The following is a 15,811-nucleotide window of genomic DNA, read 5'->3' as shown; positions in this document are numbered from 1 at the left end:
TCGAACCACATAGAAAACCGTTTGTCCCTACCTTGCTTATGACATTCTCGCCCACTCTCTTCTACGAATGCGGTTGTAAAATGTAGTTGCCATTGCGTAGTCAGTGAAAGCTTTAACTGCATAGGTGATACCATTTTCCAGATATTCAACTATGTACTTTTTCATAAAGCTAACCCTCCTGTTTCAGCAATTGGCTATCGTCAAACCATCTTATAGAACCGTCTCTATTAATGGGAATCTCAACCCTTCCTCCGGTGCTACACTCTATGACCTTTGACAATCTTCCGTCCTCTGCTTTCGTAAATACCTTGAATTCATTTGGCATGATCTGATTACCTCCGTTAATATAATTTTGTCAATCTGCTATCCTCTGCCTTTTTCATAGCGACTTGGAACGCTCATAGGTGGCATTATAGCGGTTAGGCTTTGGGGATTGCCCCCCTCTGCCTATGGTTTGCTATTTGATTCTTAAAACACCGAATGAAGTTGTTTTCTCAAACGGTTTTAAGTCATCGCCTAAAATCTCGGTTAGCTTCTCTTTATCTAATGTTGTACGGCTCTGCTGTTTATAGGTGATTTTTGCGGTATCCGTAATTTCTGAATCAATTCCCTTCTCATTCATATAGGAAATAATTTCAACTTCTGCCGCCTTTACCTCGTTTTCAAGTTCTTCTTTCATTGCTTTAAGGCTTCTTAACTCATTTACTTTCTTTTCAAGCTCTGATTTTGTCATACACATTTGCTTACTCTCCTTCTTTATATTGGAAGCCCTTGAATCATCTTCCTGTCTATTGGTTTTGCTTGTGCTCACTCACAGGTATATGGTTTCTAGTTCATAGCTTTTCGGGCTATTGGTTTCCGTTTTATGTAGGTCTGTCTTGCTTGACCTTGCAAGTACATTCTACACCTATATTCGTGAATATTCTATTGGCATTATACACGAATATAGGTGAATATTTTTGTTTATTTTATACACCTATTTTCGTGAATTCTGCATTGACACATTCACCTTTATTCGTGTATAATAGTCTTATCTTAATAAAGAAATCAATCAAATATTCAAAGGAGACCTTCCAATATGAAATACTTTAATAATGTAGGTACACTGGAAGAATTAAGAAAGCAATACAAAGAACTATTAAAGAAGTTTCACCCTGATAACCCAAACGGATCAACAGAAGCTACACAGGAAATCAATGCAGAGTATGACAAGCTGTTTCAGATATTAAAGGATAAACATGATAATAGGGAATATGGCAGCAGAACCGCATATGATGATCTGAAATATGACTTTGCAGAAGATGAAAGATTAAGGGAAGTATTGCAGCAGGTTATCTCATTCGTTGGGATTAATATAGAGATTGTAGGCGCATGGATCTGGATAGATGGCAACACATACAGTTATAAAGCAGAATTGAAAACCCTGGGATTCAAATGGGCATCGGATAAAAAGAAATGGTATTTTCATACTGAAGCATTCAGGAAAAGAAGCCATAAGAAGTTAAGTATTGATGATATTCGTGACTACTACGGAAGTACAGAAGTAAAGCCAGAAGAAACAAAGAAGTTAAAGCAAGCGTAAAAAATAAGGGTGTAACCAATTATAAACGGCTACACCCTACCACCTTAAAGTAGAATATAAGACTATGAAAAGAACATTGAAAACAATCGGAGTTATTGCAATCATGGGAACCATGCTAACAGGTGCTTATCTCATAGGCACAACAAAGGCCGGCGTCATGGACGGTACAAACGAGGAATTCAAGAATAATTATGTGGATATGCGGAATGTTGTTGAATTTAAAACCGATTGAAACGGCTTACAACTGTATTATAACGATGGTAGTGGCTACTATTGGGAAAGGTAGAACAGACAATGAAAATTAAAGTAGATGATATGGGAAACGGCTTTTTCGTGGATTCGTCTGGAAACACATACATTTTAGATTATGACCTTGTGATTGACCACAACAAAGAAGATTGGAAAGTTTATAGAATATCCGCTTATGATGAATCAGGCGAGGTGATAGAGATAGAAACTATTGATTAAAATAATATAGAATTTTGAGTAAAAAATAAGGCTAGGAGCGATTAAACTTCCGGCCTTTTGTTGTGTGTTGTATGGTGTAATTCTATTGTCATTTAAAGCGTTTATTAGCCCATTTTCGGCTTATAAGTGGTCAGGTGTAGACTTGTTAGGGTAGCATGATTTAAACGGAAATAAAGCTTATTTAAAGCGTAATTATAACGTACCAGGGCAGCAGGTGTAAGGGTATGGGGGGTATTATACATTATTAAGTTAACACTTTAATTCGCTAAAGGTGGTATCATATCCATCCACAGACTAAGTTAATTTTTAGACCTTTCCGAACTACAGCTCGCCGTTCGCATCTGTTTATTTCTTTAACATATAGAAAAAGGATAAAAAACATGGTACAATAACAATAAACTTGAAATAAATTCTATCAGAAAGTTTGGTAAGCGATAAGAGGTGCTATATGGAATTGTTGTTAATAGGAAACGGTTTTGACCTTGCTCATGGTCTACCTACAAGATATACTGATTTCTTAAAATATTGTCGTGACTATGATGATAAAAATTCTGTCTCTTCATTGAATGAACTTAATGAAGAATTTATTTCTTTTACTACTGATAACGTATGGCTAAAATATTTTCTTGGCTCATTATCAGAGCTTGATAACTCTAATACATGGATAGATTTTGAGAAAGAGATTTCTGAAGTTATTAATGGTATCAACTCTATAGATTTTGGGTCGATAAAATATAAGGATATAATTTCAAATACTTCTCTTGCTCTTCCATCCAATATTAAGTCTAAGAATTTTATTTTGACATTTAGCAGTTTGTCCAAAACACAAGAATTAAAAATAACAGTAAAAAATATACATAGTATACCCTCCCTTAGTGAATTTATTTATGTTCAATTAAGGAACTTTACAAGAGCATTTGAAATATACTGCTTATATGTTAATGAAATACCAATTATTGAACCCGTCATATCTTCTGAACGCAGAACACAAATGGATAATGCAAATAAAGAGGCTAAACATTACTCAAATCAATTACAACTTGCACGTGGATACCTTGGTCGGGAAAGAAAAGTTGCAGAATTCCAAGAGCTGTACAATGAGGCAATTAAAAAGTACTCATCCTTTTCATCTGGTATCAAACCAATTGATTATTTAAGTATATCGAAATTTGATTGTGTACTGAGTTTTAATTACACCAATACTTACGAGCGATTATACGGAAATGATAAAACAAAATACTGCTACATTCACGGAAAAGCACAAAATGATAAGAATGAAACAAATATGATTTTTGGAATAGACGATAATTTACAACGTGGAGAAGAAAGTAGTAACTTTAAGTGGGTAAGATTTAAGAAGTATTATCAAAGAATTATATATAAAACTGGCTCAGAATATAAAGATTGGCTTAGTTCTATTAGTAATCAGACGACAAGTCAAAACTATGTACATATAGTTGGTCACTCACTTGACAGAACTGATTACGATGTGTTATACGAGATTTTCGATAATATAAATTTCAAAATAATTGTTTATTATTATAGCTCTAAGGATTTTGAGGATAAAGTTCAAAAGGTTATTAAATTACTTGCTTATAAAGGAATGAATGGAAGGGACGAATTAATCCGTCGTGTCCATGGAAGTCAATGGTCTATTAAATTCGTAAATCAATACGATAAAACAGAAGGACTATTTATCATATAAATTCATAACCCAATGCAAGCATGGGCAAGGCCATTTTCCATTGGTTCTTGCCCATGTTTGTATTATAAATCTGTTTTTAGGGTTTTCAAATAAAACTACCCTTTGGCAGTCTTAATACCTTGTTTTGGGACTTGTAGGATAACCTTTCTTCGAAGAAGATCTCCCGTTGGGAATGGATAATTCCCCGGCCCTGCCGGTGACCACGTGACCTTTCGGAGCTACCGGTTAAAGCCCTCTATGGTATTTGTAAATATCCTGAGGCGGTTCGCAAACTAATCTACATTTCCTAATAATTCTCTCAAGGTAATTCCTCTCTCCCCATTCTTATGGCAAGGAAACATTATAAATAAATACTCCCCAGTATTATGATTATTTCACCTGGTGCTTCAGAAGGGATACTTCTTCTTCCGACAAATCCCTTAAATCTGAATTTTCCATAGATGTATCGCTGTTTTCAATCAGCAGAAGTTTGGCCTCTCTGGTCATAACCGTATTGTGCCAAAGAGTGGGCGGAATCTGATACACCGTATAAGGCTTCATTTCAATGATTTCCAAGTTAAGACCGCTTCCCTCTTCTTCCGCATAAACCAGAGTACAGCTTCCGTTTAACAGAACAAACAGTTCGTCCGTATGGTTGTGTCTTTCAAGATTCCCAATCTGCTCAATGTCATTGGCCGACTTCCAGTTCTTGATTCCAACTGTCCACTGTGCATTCTCATAAACTCTTTTCAGAGCTTCTCCATCATACCGGTATTCTAATATCTTCATCTGCTATCTTTCCTTTATAATTCATTCTCCATATTAATTATTCATTTCCCGTTGCTACGGCATCTAAGAATTTATACCTGCCGGCTGATCCAAGAACTTCCATATAATGCTTTACAAATTCCCTGATTCTTTTTTCAGCTTCCATGCACATGTGCATATAGTCCATATTGGGCTCCCGTTCAAGAGCCTCCATCATTGCCTTCTTGCCTATGGAAAATGCATCTGTAGCTACATTTACCTTATTAATACCGTATTTAACAGCCTTTTTTAAGTTTTCTTCACCGGAGCCTGAGCCTCCGTGCAGAACCAGCGGTATATCCACGGTCTCCTTTAATAATTTTAACCGGTCAAAGTCAAGCTTTGGAATTTTGCCCTTCGGATAATCTCCGTGGGCCGTACCGATTGCTACGGCCAAGGCATCCACGCCGGTCTTATTTACAAAATCCAACGCCTGATCGGGATTGGTATAAAGATCCAGATTAGTATCATCAGAATCCACTGCCATTCCAACGTGTCCCAGTTCTCCTTCAACGGAACAGTTTACTGCATGGGCCATGGCTACCACCACCGCGGTTCTTTCCACATTATCTTCATAGCTCAATGAAGAGCCATCAAACATGATATTTGTAAAGCCTCTGTTGATGCAATCCGCAATAATATGATAATCCGTTGCGTGATCTAAGTTCAGTGCGATGGGCACTGATACCCGCTCCGCAAGCTCCATGATCATGGGAAGCATTTCCTCTGCGTGAGCATGGTTCTTCATCTGGCCGCAGCCAAACTGAATAATCATGGGAGAATAAGACTCCTGGGCCGCCGTAATCGCACCCCTTACCATTTCCATGTTAATACTGTTCATCGCCATGACTGCATAGTTATGCTTATGGGCATGATCCAGAATTGTTTTCATTGAAGTTAACATAACACTTATTCCTCCATTTTACCTTTCCGTTTACTGAATAATATAGGAGGGGTTACAAGACCACTATTGTAGTTTCCTCCCGTAACCCCAAAAGTACTAATAATTTTTAATTATAATATTTTGATGTTCCCAAAGAATTTAATACCTGTATCTTTATTTTGACTACGTCTTTCACTTTTTCCACCGCATCCTTGGCCACTAATGTCGGACTTACTTTCGTAGGATTTTCAATAACAAAGTCTTTTACGCTCTGATAGTAGGCATATTTGATTTCACTGGAGATATTCACCTTATGAATGCCCGTTTTACATGCGGTTGCCACCTCATCATGAGGAGTCCCTGATCCTCCGTGAAGTACCAATGGAACCGTTACTGCCTCTGCAAGCTCCTTGAGCAAAGGAAGTTGAAGCTTAGGGACATAACCGTTAGGCAACATTCCATGCACGGTACCAATAGAAACTGCCAGAGCATCAACCCCTGTCTCTTCCACAAATCTTAGTGCTAAATCAGGCGATGTATAAATCATATCTTTAACGGTTCCCTTGTCATAATCATCTGTTTCCCCAATAGTGCCTATTTCTCCTTCAACAGACACCCCTGCACCGTGCGCTGCCTCTACAACTTTTTTGGTAAGCATAACATTTTCCTTGTATGACAAATGAGATCCATCAAACATGACAGAAGTAAATCCTGCTTGAATTGCACGAATACATCCTTCATAGGATTTACTGTGGTCGTAGTGGAGTACAAAGGGGTTTCTACTCCTTTGCAGCCGATTTAAAAAATATAAATATAATTCCCGTTCCGAAAAATTAAATTCATTGGGCGAAACCTGAATTATAACCGGAGAATGAAGACTTTCCGCTTCCTCTACCACAGCTTTAAACATAGTACTCTCCGTCACATTGAAACCACCTACAGCAAAATTATAACTAACAGCCTTCTCTAGAATTTCTTTTAAATTTAGCAACATTTCTTTTCCTCCATTCCAAATTACAATTAAATATTTTCAAAATTTATTCCATCTGAAGAAACTTCCCCATTGCCAAGCTCCAGACCAAAATCCATGGATTCATCTTCCGTCACCGTTTTCTTCCATACAGAAAGAATAACTCCCATTATAATGCCTCCTAAAAGCACCATGCCTGCCATCAACAAAGGTTTGTTAGATAGAGGTATAATAAACCAGCCTCCTGCAGTAACATAGTTTTCAATTCCAAGCATCATAGTAAGTCCCCCTGCTATGGATGTTGCGATAACAGAAGATCCAATTACCCTGAGAGGATCGTTCATGGCCAGTGGAATCACCCCCTCAGTTATCATGCAAATTCCCATTGGAAAAGCTGCCTTAATCGCTTCTTTTTCGGCCTTTGTATATTTATTTTTAGTTAACACCCAAGATAAAGTCACTCCAATTGGTGGAATCATACAAGTCACCAATTTTACTGCTTCTGGGCCATAGATTCCATCAACTAAAAGACCATTGGCAAACAAAGAGGCAGTTTTTCCTATGGGACCTCCAAAATCCACACCGCACATTCCACCTACTATAGCTCCCATAATAAACTTCGAACCGCCTTGCAATCCCAAAAGCCAATTTTGAAGAAGGCTCATTACAGATGCCACGGGTTTTCCAATAACCGCATACATAAGAGAACCAGAAATCAAGGCTGTCAAGAAAGGTAGAATTAACACTGGCATTAGTCCCTGCATCGTTTTGGGCACCTTTAAGTGTCTTTTTAGAAACAACACCGTATAACCAACTAAAAATGCCGCTATAATACCACCAATAAAACCAGTATAAATTTCGGTTGCAATAGCTCCTAAAATTAATCCCGGCGCAATAGCTGGCTTGTCTGCAATGGAATAAGCTATAGCAGCAGTTATAACAGGCACCACAAAACTCATTCCTATCTTTCCTGTTTTCCAGATAAACCATATTAATGTTCCCTCTGCTTCTGATACCTTTGTTCCACCAATAGCAGTACCTAGAGCCATACATAAGCCTGCCCCCACAACAATTGGTATCATAAAGGAAATACCCGTCATTATATGTTTTTTTATTTCTGATAATTTAAACCCCATCATAACCTATTGCCCTCCTTTTTTTTTCTTTAATGCTTGCTCAATGCTCTGTAGAAGAGCCGCTGTATTATTCATGGCTTTCTCTGTGCTCATACGTACCACTGGCTTGTCTTTAAATCTACTTTCTCCTGATATCTTAACATCAATAGCTAATATTACGACATCAGCATCACGTATCTCTTCTGGTGTCAAGGGAGTCTCAATTCCTATACTCCCTTGAGTTTCAATTCTGCAAGAATATCCTAGCTTTCTAGCCGATAGTTCTAGTTTTTCCTTAACAATATATGTATGCGCTATTCCGGCGGTACAAGCAGTTACCCCAATAATATTCATCTTCTCTTCCTCCTTTCTTCACTATTAACAAAATGCCTCAAGAATTTCTTCTTTTGAGCAGCTGTTCCTAAGTTTTCCACAAACTCCCTCCTGCGCCAGTTTTTTAGCTACACTAGCCATCAGGCGCAAGAAATATTCATTTTTATCCTTTTGATTGACAGCAAATATGATAAACACCTGAACAGGCTCATTGTCCAATGTCTCCCACTGAATTGGCTTTTCCACCTTTAAAATCGAAACACAGTTACGTCTTACCGCAGAAGATTTACCATGAGGTATGGCGATGCCCTCACCGATTCCTGTCTTTCCTTGAGATTCTCTCAAATATAAATCCTGTTTAAACTCCTCTGTCGAAGTAATGCTACCATCCTTAAAAAGAAGGTCACATACATAATCAAAAACTTCTTCTTTATTTTTAGCTCTTACATTTACAGCCACCGCATTCTGATTGATTACATCCTTTAAATCCATTATCTTCCATCTCCTTTAGTGATATTATTTAAATATTGCGTAATTTCTTTTTTATTGTTTAAGTTATGAAAATTATCATAAGCACTATTTTCTTCTAACAAGGTGACTATCGAAGAATAAAAGCTAATTATCTTGCTCTTTGATTGAAAGCTCTTGTCTAGGTTAAGAGCCAACAAAAATATTCTATCAACCATTTTACCATTACCCCAATCAACTGGTTCTTTTAGCACCGCTACTGCAATGACTGGTATTATAACAAGGCTTGCTGCTCCATGAGGTATGGCGACTCCATGATCAATAATTGTTGAAGTGGTTTGCTCTCTATCTAAAACAGTAGGCTCATATCCTCTAGCTACATATCCTGCTTCTTCTAGTTTTTTACATAAAAAAGAAATCAGATTTTCTTTATTACTCCCAGCACCAAAGCTATACACAAGTTCTTCCCTGAAAAGATTATATTCTTCCTCTACTGGTTTGGAGGATATCCCCTGTAACCTTTTTTTTCGTATCTGCTTCATTTCTTTTTGAATAAACTGTATATCAGAGTGTTGCAGTACATTTCCAATCTGAACCACCTGTTTTCCCGCAAAATTATCTCCCACCGGTACTGAGGAAATAAGAAAATCGCAATAGCTTTTTTGTATTTCAAACAAATCTCTTGTTGTAAATACATCTATAACTTTTATATTCTGAATGGATCTTTCTATCTGTTCTTTAAGTATTCTAGATATTCCAATTCCATAATTACAGAGTATACAAACTCTTATTTCTACGTTTAACCGCTCAATGGCACCACCAATGTAGAGCGCCAAAAACGACACCTCATGATCTCCAATTCTCACTTCAAGATCTGATTCTATTACAAGACTGGCCGACCAAGCCGCCGCATAGATATTGGGATACCTTATTTTTACCAAATCCGTTAATGGGTTTATTTCTTTCAGACCATACTGAAGCTTAAGCACACTAACTTTTATATATAAAAAAAGGCAATCATAGAGAGTTTCATCTTTTTCTATATCTTGCCCAAGTATATTTCCTATAATAGAAATAACTCGCTCAACTGTCCGACATATTTTTTTATTCACATTAAAATAATTCTTCTTGAAATTTTCGTTGCAGAAATCTCGAATCTCCGTAATACTTATTACTAATAGTATAAATTGTTTCTCATTTTTAGGAAAAGTAATCTGGTAATAGCTTTTCAGATCAGTTTCACAAGCATCTGCAATTGTCTCATCAATCACTTTACCCTCATATGCAAGATCTATGGGCAAATCTACAACTTCCTTTTTTCTTAATCTTATAACGCAAATAGAAAGCAAAAATAAAAGCTGTTGGTATCCATCAAAATTATAGTTAAATCCAAATTTTTTCTCCAGAGCTCCAATAGCACGTACAACACCTTCTATATCAAACCCCCATAAATACTTCTCAATATGAAATTTTATTGCCTGACTTGTAAAAACTTGTTTCTCACGAGTTATTTCCCGGAAAAGATCCCACATTGCTATACGCCAATCGTACTCATTGAAATCAATCTTTATTCCAATCCCCCTTCTACAATTGACGGAAATGTCACGATCTTCCAGCCAATTACTTGCCAGATTTATCTGCCTTTGAGCATCCAATCTACTAATAAGAAGCTTTTCTTCCAGTTTTTTTTTCTGTATACTACTTTGCTTTAATAATATTTCTAGAATCTTGAGTTGATTATCTGAGCTATTTAATTCCGATCCATTTTCACTGTTCCACTCTGCCTCAGCCTCCTCCCACTCCGTATATTTTATTAAATATACTCCTTTATTAGATTTTGACACAATTAATCCGAGCTTATGCTCCTGTAAAAAATCTCCAAGTTGTTTTAAATCATTTCGGACAGTTTTGAGAGAACACGACATATTTTCCGCTAAAAATCTGGTAGTGACAAACTCATTTGAACTATACAGTTTTTTTAGAATATCAAATCGTCGCTCTTGCATCATATTTTCTCACTTTCCACCTGTACTTCGGTTCATTATCGTCTTGTATATATTATATTAGCATATCTTCCTCAATCTCATTACCATAATATTAACAGAATAGGTGTTTTTTCCTCTTAACTTTTTCCATAATATATACAATTATTCCTTTCAAAATAATTTCTCTTTTGTTTGCTTTATCTTTTTCTGTTCAAACAGTTGTATATACCAGATATATCTATCCAATATGCCTATAAATTTAATCGTCAAATTCAATCTTCCATTCCAACATAGCCAGATATACCTTATCTGGTATCATACCCTTATACTTTTCAGCCATATCATTAATGACATTTTCCTTATATTCCTTGTATACAACAAATGCAGCAGCAGGATTTTTAAAGGTTCCAAGTTTAGTATTTTCATCGCAATTCATACGTGCACGAAATTTACCCTTACCTTTTTCATAGTACACGCCTAACGGTAAATTACCGCGCCATTTCTTACCATTAATAAACAATGTGTTAATGCTATGAGGAACAATACAGCAAGTCTCCGGACTATATACCAGATTCCCCTTAAACAGAATATCCTTGTCCAAATCCATTCGCTCATTACCAATAGTATAATAATTTTCTTCGTACCACTTTTTGAAATTACTGTAGTTCTTCCATTCCTCACAGATTTCACAATTAGAATACTGCGGTTGTAATTCATGGAATTTTTCATTGTAACACCTATTAATCATATCATGCCATCTTAAATATGTTTGTGATCTACAATCAACATCGTCACTACCCCAATATCCAACACCACAAACTGACGGCTCCATTGTTGGCCTGTTCCAATTATCAGGCTTATATCTTATATCATTCATAACCTTTAGTATGAATTCTTCTGAATCATCACCTGTTTTTATGTAATTCTGCTTCACTGTATTATACTGAACCATACTCAGAGGATATAAATTCTGATAGTAATTATCTTCTTTGTTGTAACCACTGTGCCAAATATAAACGTTATTTTGCTTATCTGGATTTACAATAAATTCATCTACAACCAACCTGTGAGCATATACTGTACTCTCTGGTATGTATATTCGCATTCTTTACATTGTCCCAGGTAATAAGGCATAGATACTTTGTTATCCATAAGCCTGAAACTGCTTATCGGCAATTCTCTTCCACATTTTTTACATATCCTAGTTTCTAGGTTATAAGAAACCTCATTGTTCTTGTTATAAATAATTTTAATGTCATACATCGAACCTCCTTTTATTAACCGGAGATTCAAGAAAATTGCTATGGGGGATATAATAAACATAATTCAATAAAGTTCGGTCCCATCAAAGAAACCCCTATTTTATAAGGATTCCTTCAATATCTACCACCCTAGAAACCACCATTTTTCGTTAATTCAGTCCGGTCAGTGCATAGCAAATAGGACGTTCCCCGTGGGAAACAGCCTTATAAATCGTTCATATTCTATTTTTACTTATTTTCATTCTTTATCAATGGGAATAGGTGTGCTGAATAGACTTAGGGAAACGTAGTAATGAGATTACCACATTAGAATTTAACGTCACCCAATCGTGGGACACATAGAATCTGACAATCCAAAATTGGACAGTCAAAATAGATTTACTCTTGAATCCTGATACTTGTTTTCTTTTACTTCCCACCAGTTAGGAATTACAAATACAAAGCTTGTAAAAAATTCATACTATTCACTTACTTCTCTCTTAGGACACCACTTAGGACTTGTCTTTGGCGGACTGTCTACGCCTAATAATTTAAACACTTTAAATGGTTCGTTTTCTTCACAGCAGTAATAGCTTTTATAAAACAGATCTGTAAATTGACACCTCTCGCACTCCTTACAATGTGGTACTCTGTTTGCCATTCAAATCCTCCAGAATTTCCTCTATAGCGATTGCGATATGTTTATTAACGATTCGCTCAAGATCATTGACCGTCATATTACCATATAGACGATAAAGTCCATTCATATTCTCGATGCTGATAATTGCTATCCTGTCTTTTAACTCCAATATGTATACCTCCTATTAATTCTTACTTTTTGTGCTTTCAGTTGAGTCAATCACAATAACATCTCTTGCGTTGTAGTCGCTTCTATCATTAGAAAATGGCTTGAAGAACACCAGATACCAAGGCCTTATACATTCACCGTTTAATTTTGATGCATGGATAAAATATGTCTTGTTATCCTCTCCACGAATGAATCCATATCTCTTTTCTTCATAATATCTGGTCACTCTTCCAATCATTCCTCTTCTCCTTTCAATCCATCAATTCCTTTTTCTAGGTTTTCACTTAATCTTTCTTTTAATTGTTCCTTTAATATATCGCTAGTGCAAATGTTCAGTCTTACAACTGTATAAGAACTATCTTCTCCACTCTCTTCTCTACTCTTCATTACCGGAAGTCCACAATGCACAGAATGTATGATATTGGGACGAATCGTTCCTACACCCTTAATATTAATCTTCCCACCATTTATTAATGTTTGCATACATTCCTCTGCATACATCTTCAATACTTTTTCAATTGTCTTCTTGTTATATGTATTGTCCTCTCTTTTGTGGATTTGCTCTGTAGCTCTCTTAACAGTAAAGCCACGATCATATGTTTTCTTATTCATTTTTAACTACCTCCTGTGATTTATTTTCCCTTATGAAACTGTTATTTCAATTTGTTCCTCATATTCCCCTGTGACATATCAAAGCACACCATATTCGATCCATAAATCCGTTTATGAGTTATACTATCCTAAAGTTTTACTGAGAATCCTTTACTTTTCAAATATGCTACTGCCAATTTCAGAAGTTCTCCATTACTAACAGTATTTTCAATTGTGTCGTCCCAAACGTGAGGCGTATTGTCTCCCACATCTAATCCACCATGTAAACCTTGATTTGCCCATGTAGCTACCTGATAGCCAGTTGCATTATAATAACTGTCCATAGAATCTGTATCAATGTACACAGAAGCTATAACTTTATTACCTTTTACTTTTGGTTCAACCTTTACTGCTGAACGCAAAAAATCATATTGCCTTCGGTAGTATTTTGGATTATAATCATTGTAATACTCTTGTAAAAAATAATTCAATGTCTGGTAAACTCTTTCAGTCATCTCATCAACCATACCTAACATAGTAGGCTTTAACGCAGCAACCAATTCATTCATATTACTTACTCTCTTTGCCATAATTCTTTGTTCCTTCCTTTTCTGTTTAATTGACGACGCTTTTAAACTCTTCGTTACATCATAGTTTCTTGTCCTTATATCAAACGAAACACAAGTCTATTAGGTGAGTATTTCTTCACCAAAGGTATTGAAATTTTCTGTACAATGGTGGTTGTTTAAATTCTCGGCTTAAAACTCATTCTACGTGGTTTGGCTTGCCTGATATTTTCTCATACGGTTGTATGTCGTTCTTCTTCAATGACGAGCGGAATATAATCCTTGCTTCAAAGTGCACCTTTACAATGCCCCTATGAAGCACCAGAATCGCCATATAGCCATTTGGAGCAATGGTAGGGGGATATGTTTGCATATACAGTTTAAGGCACTAAAATAAGCCCACATACTCATTTTAATCATACAAGTATATGGACTTATTTAGATGTCCAACTATATAAGTGGTCAATAAGTGGTCAAATTGTTATTAACAACGCTTAGAACGTTGGTTTTTACTACATTTTATGATAATTAACCGTAGGTTCGATTCCTATCAGATGCACTTTTTATTGTCTGGATTATTTATCTAAAACCCTTGATTTTACGGGCTTTCTCACACCTATCCGTTTATTAATCCCATGTTAAAACCATAGCTTTTCCAATTTTCATTCCTGTGTTAAGAATTAGACATAGTATTATGAATTCCACTTTTACAGTGTATTTCGTGTTGTCCTCAATATATTCCTGAATTATACATTTCGCATCCTTTAACTCTTAACAGAGAATCATTTATCGGCTGCTTTGCCTCTGTCCCATTGTCTGATAAGCCCTTCTTGCTATTGCCCGTGAATTCAACATTCACCACTTGACTAAATCCTGAAGTCTCTTCATATCTCTGTGTACAAATCCCAGTTCATTTAACGCCTTAAGAATACCTTCTGCATAACCCCAATGCCTGTCTGATTTTCGCTGATTCCTTTCACAGCCATACATATCATCATTTTTAAAACACTGCTTTACAATTTCAAACTCTTCTCTTGACTGTTCTGCTATTCTGATTGCTTCATATAGCAAATCCTCACATCTTAAAGTTTCACGCTGCGTCATAGTGCAATCCTCCTGTGCTAAACTATAATATACTTTCAATCATTAAGTTACTGGAAATTATTTCCAGGATCAGCACATGACTTGTGTTTCATCTAATTCTATTCTTGTTGTAACTCTGCATCAAGCAGTTTACATAAATAAACCTAAGGAGGTATCCACATGGTATACGAAACATTTCTGGAAACGATCAAACATTCCCTGAAAGAAAGGCTGGGGCCGGAATTCACCCTGACGCTCCATCCCATCACCAAGAACAACGGGCTTATCCTGCATGGGCTATGCATTGGAAAAGCCGACGAACGGGCAGCCCCCACCATCTATTTAAACCATTTTTATGAATCCTACCAAAAGGGCAGGCCGTTTCATGCCATCCTTGATGACATCATGGCTCTTTACCAAAACAGTCCCCTGCCGGGTGAACTTCCCATTGAAGAATTCCTGTCACAGGAACAGATCATGGAAAAGATCATCTTCCGGCTTATCAACGAACCGGCCAACCGGGAACTGTTAAAAGAAGTCCCCCATATTTCCTATCCGGAACTGGATCTTTCTATTGCATTCTACCTTTCCCTTCAAAAAGGCGAAGACAGCCATCTTACCGCTCTCATCCACAACCGCCATCAAAAAGCCTGGAACCGGTCCACGGAGGAATTATACTTGGCAGCCAAGTCAAATACGCCCCGCCTTTTTCCCTCCCGTATCCGTTCTCTTCCCGAAGCTATTAAGGACATTGTAAAAAAATCATCCGAACCTGGAATGAACGAGGAATCCCTGGAAGAATTCTTTGATACCACGCCTCTGTCTCCTCCTATGTACGTACTGTCCAATTCCTCTGGATTAAACGGAGCCGGCTGCCTGCTTTATGAAGGCATATTAAAAGACTTCGCATCATGCATCGGCAGCGATTTAATCATACTGCCTTCAAGCATTCACGAAGTCCTCATCATTCCATATAGTAAAGAAATTTCTTTTAATGAATTAGCAGAAACCGTTTTCTCCATTAACCAGGAAGAAGTACCAGAAGAAGACCGTCTTTCCAATCACATCTATTTCTATTCCGGAAGCAGCGATAAGCTGTCCATTTCATTCACCTCTTCTGCCCCAATCGGAACAAAGAATCCATAATAAAAATAGCCATTGCTATGGCGCCCAAAACCTGCAGCGTTTCCACCAGATAATGACTGGAAAGCTCCGGGTTGTTTGCGA

22 protein-coding genes are annotated in these 15,811 nt (G+C 36.8%); 5 read left to right on the top strand and 17 right to left on the bottom strand.

The annotated features are described in order from the left end of the window. Nucleotides 1-36: 36 nt before the first annotated feature. The 3 genes from RT269_RS18365 to RT269_RS18355 all read right to left on the bottom strand — a co-directional run bounded on the left by RT269_RS18365 (nt 37) and on the right by RT269_RS18355 (nt 733). Entirely contained in the window at nt 37-165 is a 129-nt protein-coding gene (locus RT269_RS18365) for a hypothetical protein (RefSeq protein WP_313184736.1), read from the bottom strand. Nucleotides 166-169: 4 nt separating this feature from the next. After that, nucleotides 170-325: a hypothetical protein gene (locus RT269_RS18360; RefSeq protein ID WP_313184734.1), complete on the bottom strand. Its 156-nt coding sequence runs from the start codon at nt 323-325 to the stop codon at nt 170-172. Between the two features lie 132 nt (nt 326-457). After that, complete coding sequence (locus RT269_RS18355) at nt 458-733, bottom strand: hypothetical protein (protein WP_313184732.1); 276 nt, start codon at nt 731-733, stop codon at nt 458-460. A gap of 345 nt (nt 734-1,078) precedes the next feature. Between RT269_RS18355 and RT269_RS18350 the strand changes: the two genes are divergently transcribed. The 4 genes from RT269_RS18350 (at nt 1,079) to RT269_RS18335 (ending at nt 3,755) form a co-directional block, all read left to right on the top strand. Then, a complete protein-coding gene (locus tag RT269_RS18350; RefSeq protein ID WP_313184730.1) occupies nt 1,079-1,582 on the top strand; it encodes a J domain-containing protein in 504 nt (167 codons plus the stop codon). Between the two features lie 64 nt (nt 1,583-1,646). After that, nucleotides 1,647-1,814, top strand: coding sequence for a hypothetical protein (locus tag RT269_RS18345; RefSeq protein WP_313184729.1), 168 nt, complete (start codon nt 1,647-1,649; stop codon nt 1,812-1,814). Between the two features lie 62 nt (nt 1,815-1,876). Continuing rightward, nucleotides 1,877-2,050, top strand: a complete 174-nt coding sequence (locus RT269_RS18340; RefSeq protein WP_313184728.1) for a hypothetical protein — start codon at nt 1,877-1,879, stop codon at nt 2,048-2,050. 448 nt (nt 2,051-2,498) lie between these two features. Further along, nucleotides 2,499-3,755, top strand: coding sequence for an AbiH family protein (locus tag RT269_RS18335; protein ID WP_313184726.1), 1,257 nt, complete (start codon nt 2,499-2,501; stop codon nt 3,753-3,755). A gap of 369 nt (nt 3,756-4,124) precedes the next feature. Here the strand turns inward: RT269_RS18335 and RT269_RS18330 are convergent, their stop codons facing one another. The 14 genes from RT269_RS18330 to RT269_RS18265 all read right to left on the bottom strand — a co-directional run bounded on the left by RT269_RS18330 (nt 4,125) and on the right by RT269_RS18265 (nt 14,605). Continuing rightward, a complete protein-coding gene (locus tag RT269_RS18330; protein ID WP_313184725.1) occupies nt 4,125-4,523 on the bottom strand; it encodes a cupin in 399 nt (132 codons plus the stop codon). 37 nt (nt 4,524-4,560) lie between these two features. Next, nucleotides 4,561-5,445: a class II fructose-bisphosphate aldolase gene (locus RT269_RS18325; RefSeq protein WP_313184724.1), complete on the bottom strand. Its 885-nt coding sequence runs from the start codon at nt 5,443-5,445 to the stop codon at nt 4,561-4,563. Nucleotides 5,446-5,551: 106 nt separating this feature from the next. Then, nucleotides 5,552-6,418: a class II fructose-bisphosphate aldolase gene (locus RT269_RS18320; protein WP_313184722.1), complete on the bottom strand. Its 867-nt coding sequence runs from the start codon at nt 6,416-6,418 to the stop codon at nt 5,552-5,554. Nucleotides 6,419-6,444: 26 nt separating this feature from the next. Further along, nucleotides 6,445-7,533, bottom strand: coding sequence for a PTS fructose transporter subunit IIC (locus tag RT269_RS18315; protein WP_313184720.1), 1,089 nt, complete (start codon nt 7,531-7,533; stop codon nt 6,445-6,447). Between the two features lie 3 nt (nt 7,534-7,536). After that, complete coding sequence (locus tag RT269_RS18310; protein WP_313184719.1) at nt 7,537-7,863, bottom strand: PTS fructose transporter subunit IIB; 327 nt, start codon at nt 7,861-7,863, stop codon at nt 7,537-7,539. Nucleotides 7,864-7,887: 24 nt separating this feature from the next. Next, nucleotides 7,888-8,334, bottom strand: a complete 447-nt coding sequence (locus tag RT269_RS18305) for a PTS sugar transporter subunit IIA (protein WP_313184717.1) — start codon at nt 8,332-8,334, stop codon at nt 7,888-7,890. Further along, nucleotides 8,334-10,319 carry a BglG family transcription antiterminator gene (locus tag RT269_RS18300; RefSeq protein WP_313184716.1) on the bottom strand — a complete coding sequence of 662 codons (1,986 nt, stop codon included), beginning with the start codon at nt 10,317-10,319 and terminating at the stop codon, nt 8,334-8,336. Before RT269_RS18300 ends, RT269_RS18305 begins: the two co-directional genes overlap by 1 nt. Nucleotides 10,320-10,554: 235 nt before the next feature. Continuing rightward, nucleotides 10,555-11,400, bottom strand: coding sequence for a hypothetical protein (locus tag RT269_RS18295; RefSeq protein WP_313184714.1), 846 nt, complete (start codon nt 11,398-11,400; stop codon nt 10,555-10,557). 617 nt (nt 11,401-12,017) lie between these two features. Then, the gene (locus RT269_RS18290) at nt 12,018-12,197 is read right to left on the bottom strand and encodes a hypothetical protein (protein WP_313184713.1); all 180 of its coding nucleotides are present in this window, start codon (nt 12,195-12,197) and stop codon (nt 12,018-12,020) included. Continuing rightward, nucleotides 12,172-12,345, bottom strand: coding sequence for a hypothetical protein (locus tag RT269_RS18285; protein ID WP_313184712.1), 174 nt, complete (start codon nt 12,343-12,345; stop codon nt 12,172-12,174). Before RT269_RS18285 ends, RT269_RS18290 begins: the two co-directional genes overlap by 26 nt. Nucleotides 12,346-12,360: 15 nt before the next feature. Further along, nucleotides 12,361-12,582, bottom strand: coding sequence for a hypothetical protein (locus RT269_RS18280; protein WP_313184710.1), 222 nt, complete (start codon nt 12,580-12,582; stop codon nt 12,361-12,363). After that, nucleotides 12,579-12,956, bottom strand: a complete 378-nt coding sequence (locus tag RT269_RS18275) for a hypothetical protein (RefSeq protein ID WP_313184709.1) — start codon at nt 12,954-12,956, stop codon at nt 12,579-12,581. The genes RT269_RS18280 and RT269_RS18275 overlap by 4 nt, the downstream gene beginning before the upstream one ends. Nucleotides 12,957-13,084: 128 nt before the next feature. Then, the gene (locus RT269_RS18270) at nt 13,085-13,525 is read right to left on the bottom strand and encodes a hypothetical protein (RefSeq protein ID WP_313184708.1); all 441 of its coding nucleotides are present in this window, start codon (nt 13,523-13,525) and stop codon (nt 13,085-13,087) included. 831 nt (nt 13,526-14,356) lie between these two features. Then, nucleotides 14,357-14,605, bottom strand: a complete 249-nt coding sequence (locus RT269_RS18265; RefSeq protein WP_313184706.1) for a hypothetical protein — start codon at nt 14,603-14,605, stop codon at nt 14,357-14,359. 159 nt (nt 14,606-14,764) lie between these two features. Here RT269_RS18265 and RT269_RS18260 point away from each other — a divergent pair, with 159 nt between their 5' ends. Next, a complete protein-coding gene (locus RT269_RS18260) occupies nt 14,765-15,730 on the top strand; it encodes a DUF5688 family protein (RefSeq protein WP_313184704.1) in 966 nt (321 codons plus the stop codon). Nucleotides 15,731-15,811 lie beyond the last annotated feature (81 nt).

The sequence above is a fragment of the Lacrimispora sp. genome (genome assembly GCF_032078915.1).
In the GTDB taxonomy this organism is placed as follows: Bacteria; Bacillota; Clostridia; order Lachnospirales; family Lachnospiraceae; genus Lacrimispora.
Note: the sequence above shows the minus strand (reverse complement) of the source record. Positions and strands in the feature narration are given on the sequence as shown.

What these genes read in the sequence shown, in the direction of transcription:
- RT269_RS18275 (WP_313184709.1), bottom strand. Translation starts at nt 12,956, where the DNA reads ATGAATAAGAAAACATATGATCGTGGCTTTACTGTTAAGAGAGCTACA.
- RT269_RS18265 (WP_313184706.1), bottom strand. Translation starts at nt 14,605, where the DNA reads ATGACGCAGCGTGAAACTTTAAGATGTGAGGATTTGCTATATGAAGCA.
- RT269_RS18270 (WP_313184708.1), bottom strand. Translation starts at nt 13,525, where the DNA reads ATGGCAAAGAGAGTAAGTAATATGAATGAATTGGTTGCTGCGTTAAAG.
- RT269_RS18350 (WP_313184730.1), top strand. Translation starts at nt 1,079, where the DNA reads ATGAAATACTTTAATAATGTAGGTACACTGGAAGAATTAAGAAAGCAA.
- RT269_RS18300 (WP_313184716.1), bottom strand. Translation starts at nt 10,319, where the DNA reads ATGATGCAAGAGCGACGATTTGATATTCTAAAAAAACTGTATAGTTCA.
- RT269_RS18290 (WP_313184713.1), bottom strand. Translation starts at nt 12,197, where the DNA reads ATGGCAAACAGAGTACCACATTGTAAGGAGTGCGAGAGGTGTCAATTT.
- RT269_RS18360 (WP_313184734.1), bottom strand. Translation starts at nt 325, where the DNA reads ATGCCAAATGAATTCAAGGTATTTACGAAAGCAGAGGACGGAAGATTG.
- RT269_RS18365 (WP_313184736.1), bottom strand. Translation starts at nt 165, where the DNA reads ATGAAAAAGTACATAGTTGAATATCTGGAAAATGGTATCACCTATGCA.
- RT269_RS18325 (WP_313184724.1), bottom strand. Translation starts at nt 5,445, where the DNA reads ATGTTAACTTCAATGAAAACAATTCTGGATCATGCCCATAAGCATAAC.
- RT269_RS18310 (WP_313184719.1), bottom strand. Translation starts at nt 7,863, where the DNA reads ATGAATATTATTGGGGTAACTGCTTGTACCGCCGGAATAGCGCATACA.
- RT269_RS18280 (WP_313184710.1), bottom strand. Translation starts at nt 12,582, where the DNA reads ATGATTGGAAGAGTGACCAGATATTATGAAGAAAAGAGATATGGATTC.
- RT269_RS18355 (WP_313184732.1), bottom strand. Translation starts at nt 733, where the DNA reads ATGACAAAATCAGAGCTTGAAAAGAAAGTAAATGAGTTAAGAAGCCTT.
- RT269_RS18315 (WP_313184720.1), bottom strand. Translation starts at nt 7,533, where the DNA reads ATGATGGGGTTTAAATTATCAGAAATAAAAAAACATATAATGACGGGT.
- RT269_RS18305 (WP_313184717.1), bottom strand. Translation starts at nt 8,334, where the DNA reads ATGGATTTAAAGGATGTAATCAATCAGAATGCGGTGGCTGTAAATGTA.
- RT269_RS18295 (WP_313184714.1), bottom strand. Translation starts at nt 11,400, where the DNA reads ATGCGAATATACATACCAGAGAGTACAGTATATGCTCACAGGTTGGTT.
- RT269_RS18345 (WP_313184729.1), top strand. Translation starts at nt 1,647, where the DNA reads ATGAAAAGAACATTGAAAACAATCGGAGTTATTGCAATCATGGGAACC.
- RT269_RS18335 (WP_313184726.1), top strand. Translation starts at nt 2,499, where the DNA reads ATGGAATTGTTGTTAATAGGAAACGGTTTTGACCTTGCTCATGGTCTA.
- RT269_RS18320 (WP_313184722.1), bottom strand. Translation starts at nt 6,418, where the DNA reads ATGTTGCTAAATTTAAAAGAAATTCTAGAGAAGGCTGTTAGTTATAAT.
- RT269_RS18260 (WP_313184704.1), top strand. Translation starts at nt 14,765, where the DNA reads ATGGTATACGAAACATTTCTGGAAACGATCAAACATTCCCTGAAAGAA.
- RT269_RS18340 (WP_313184728.1), top strand. Translation starts at nt 1,877, where the DNA reads ATGAAAATTAAAGTAGATGATATGGGAAACGGCTTTTTCGTGGATTCG.
- RT269_RS18330 (WP_313184725.1), bottom strand. Translation starts at nt 4,523, where the DNA reads ATGAAGATATTAGAATACCGGTATGATGGAGAAGCTCTGAAAAGAGTT.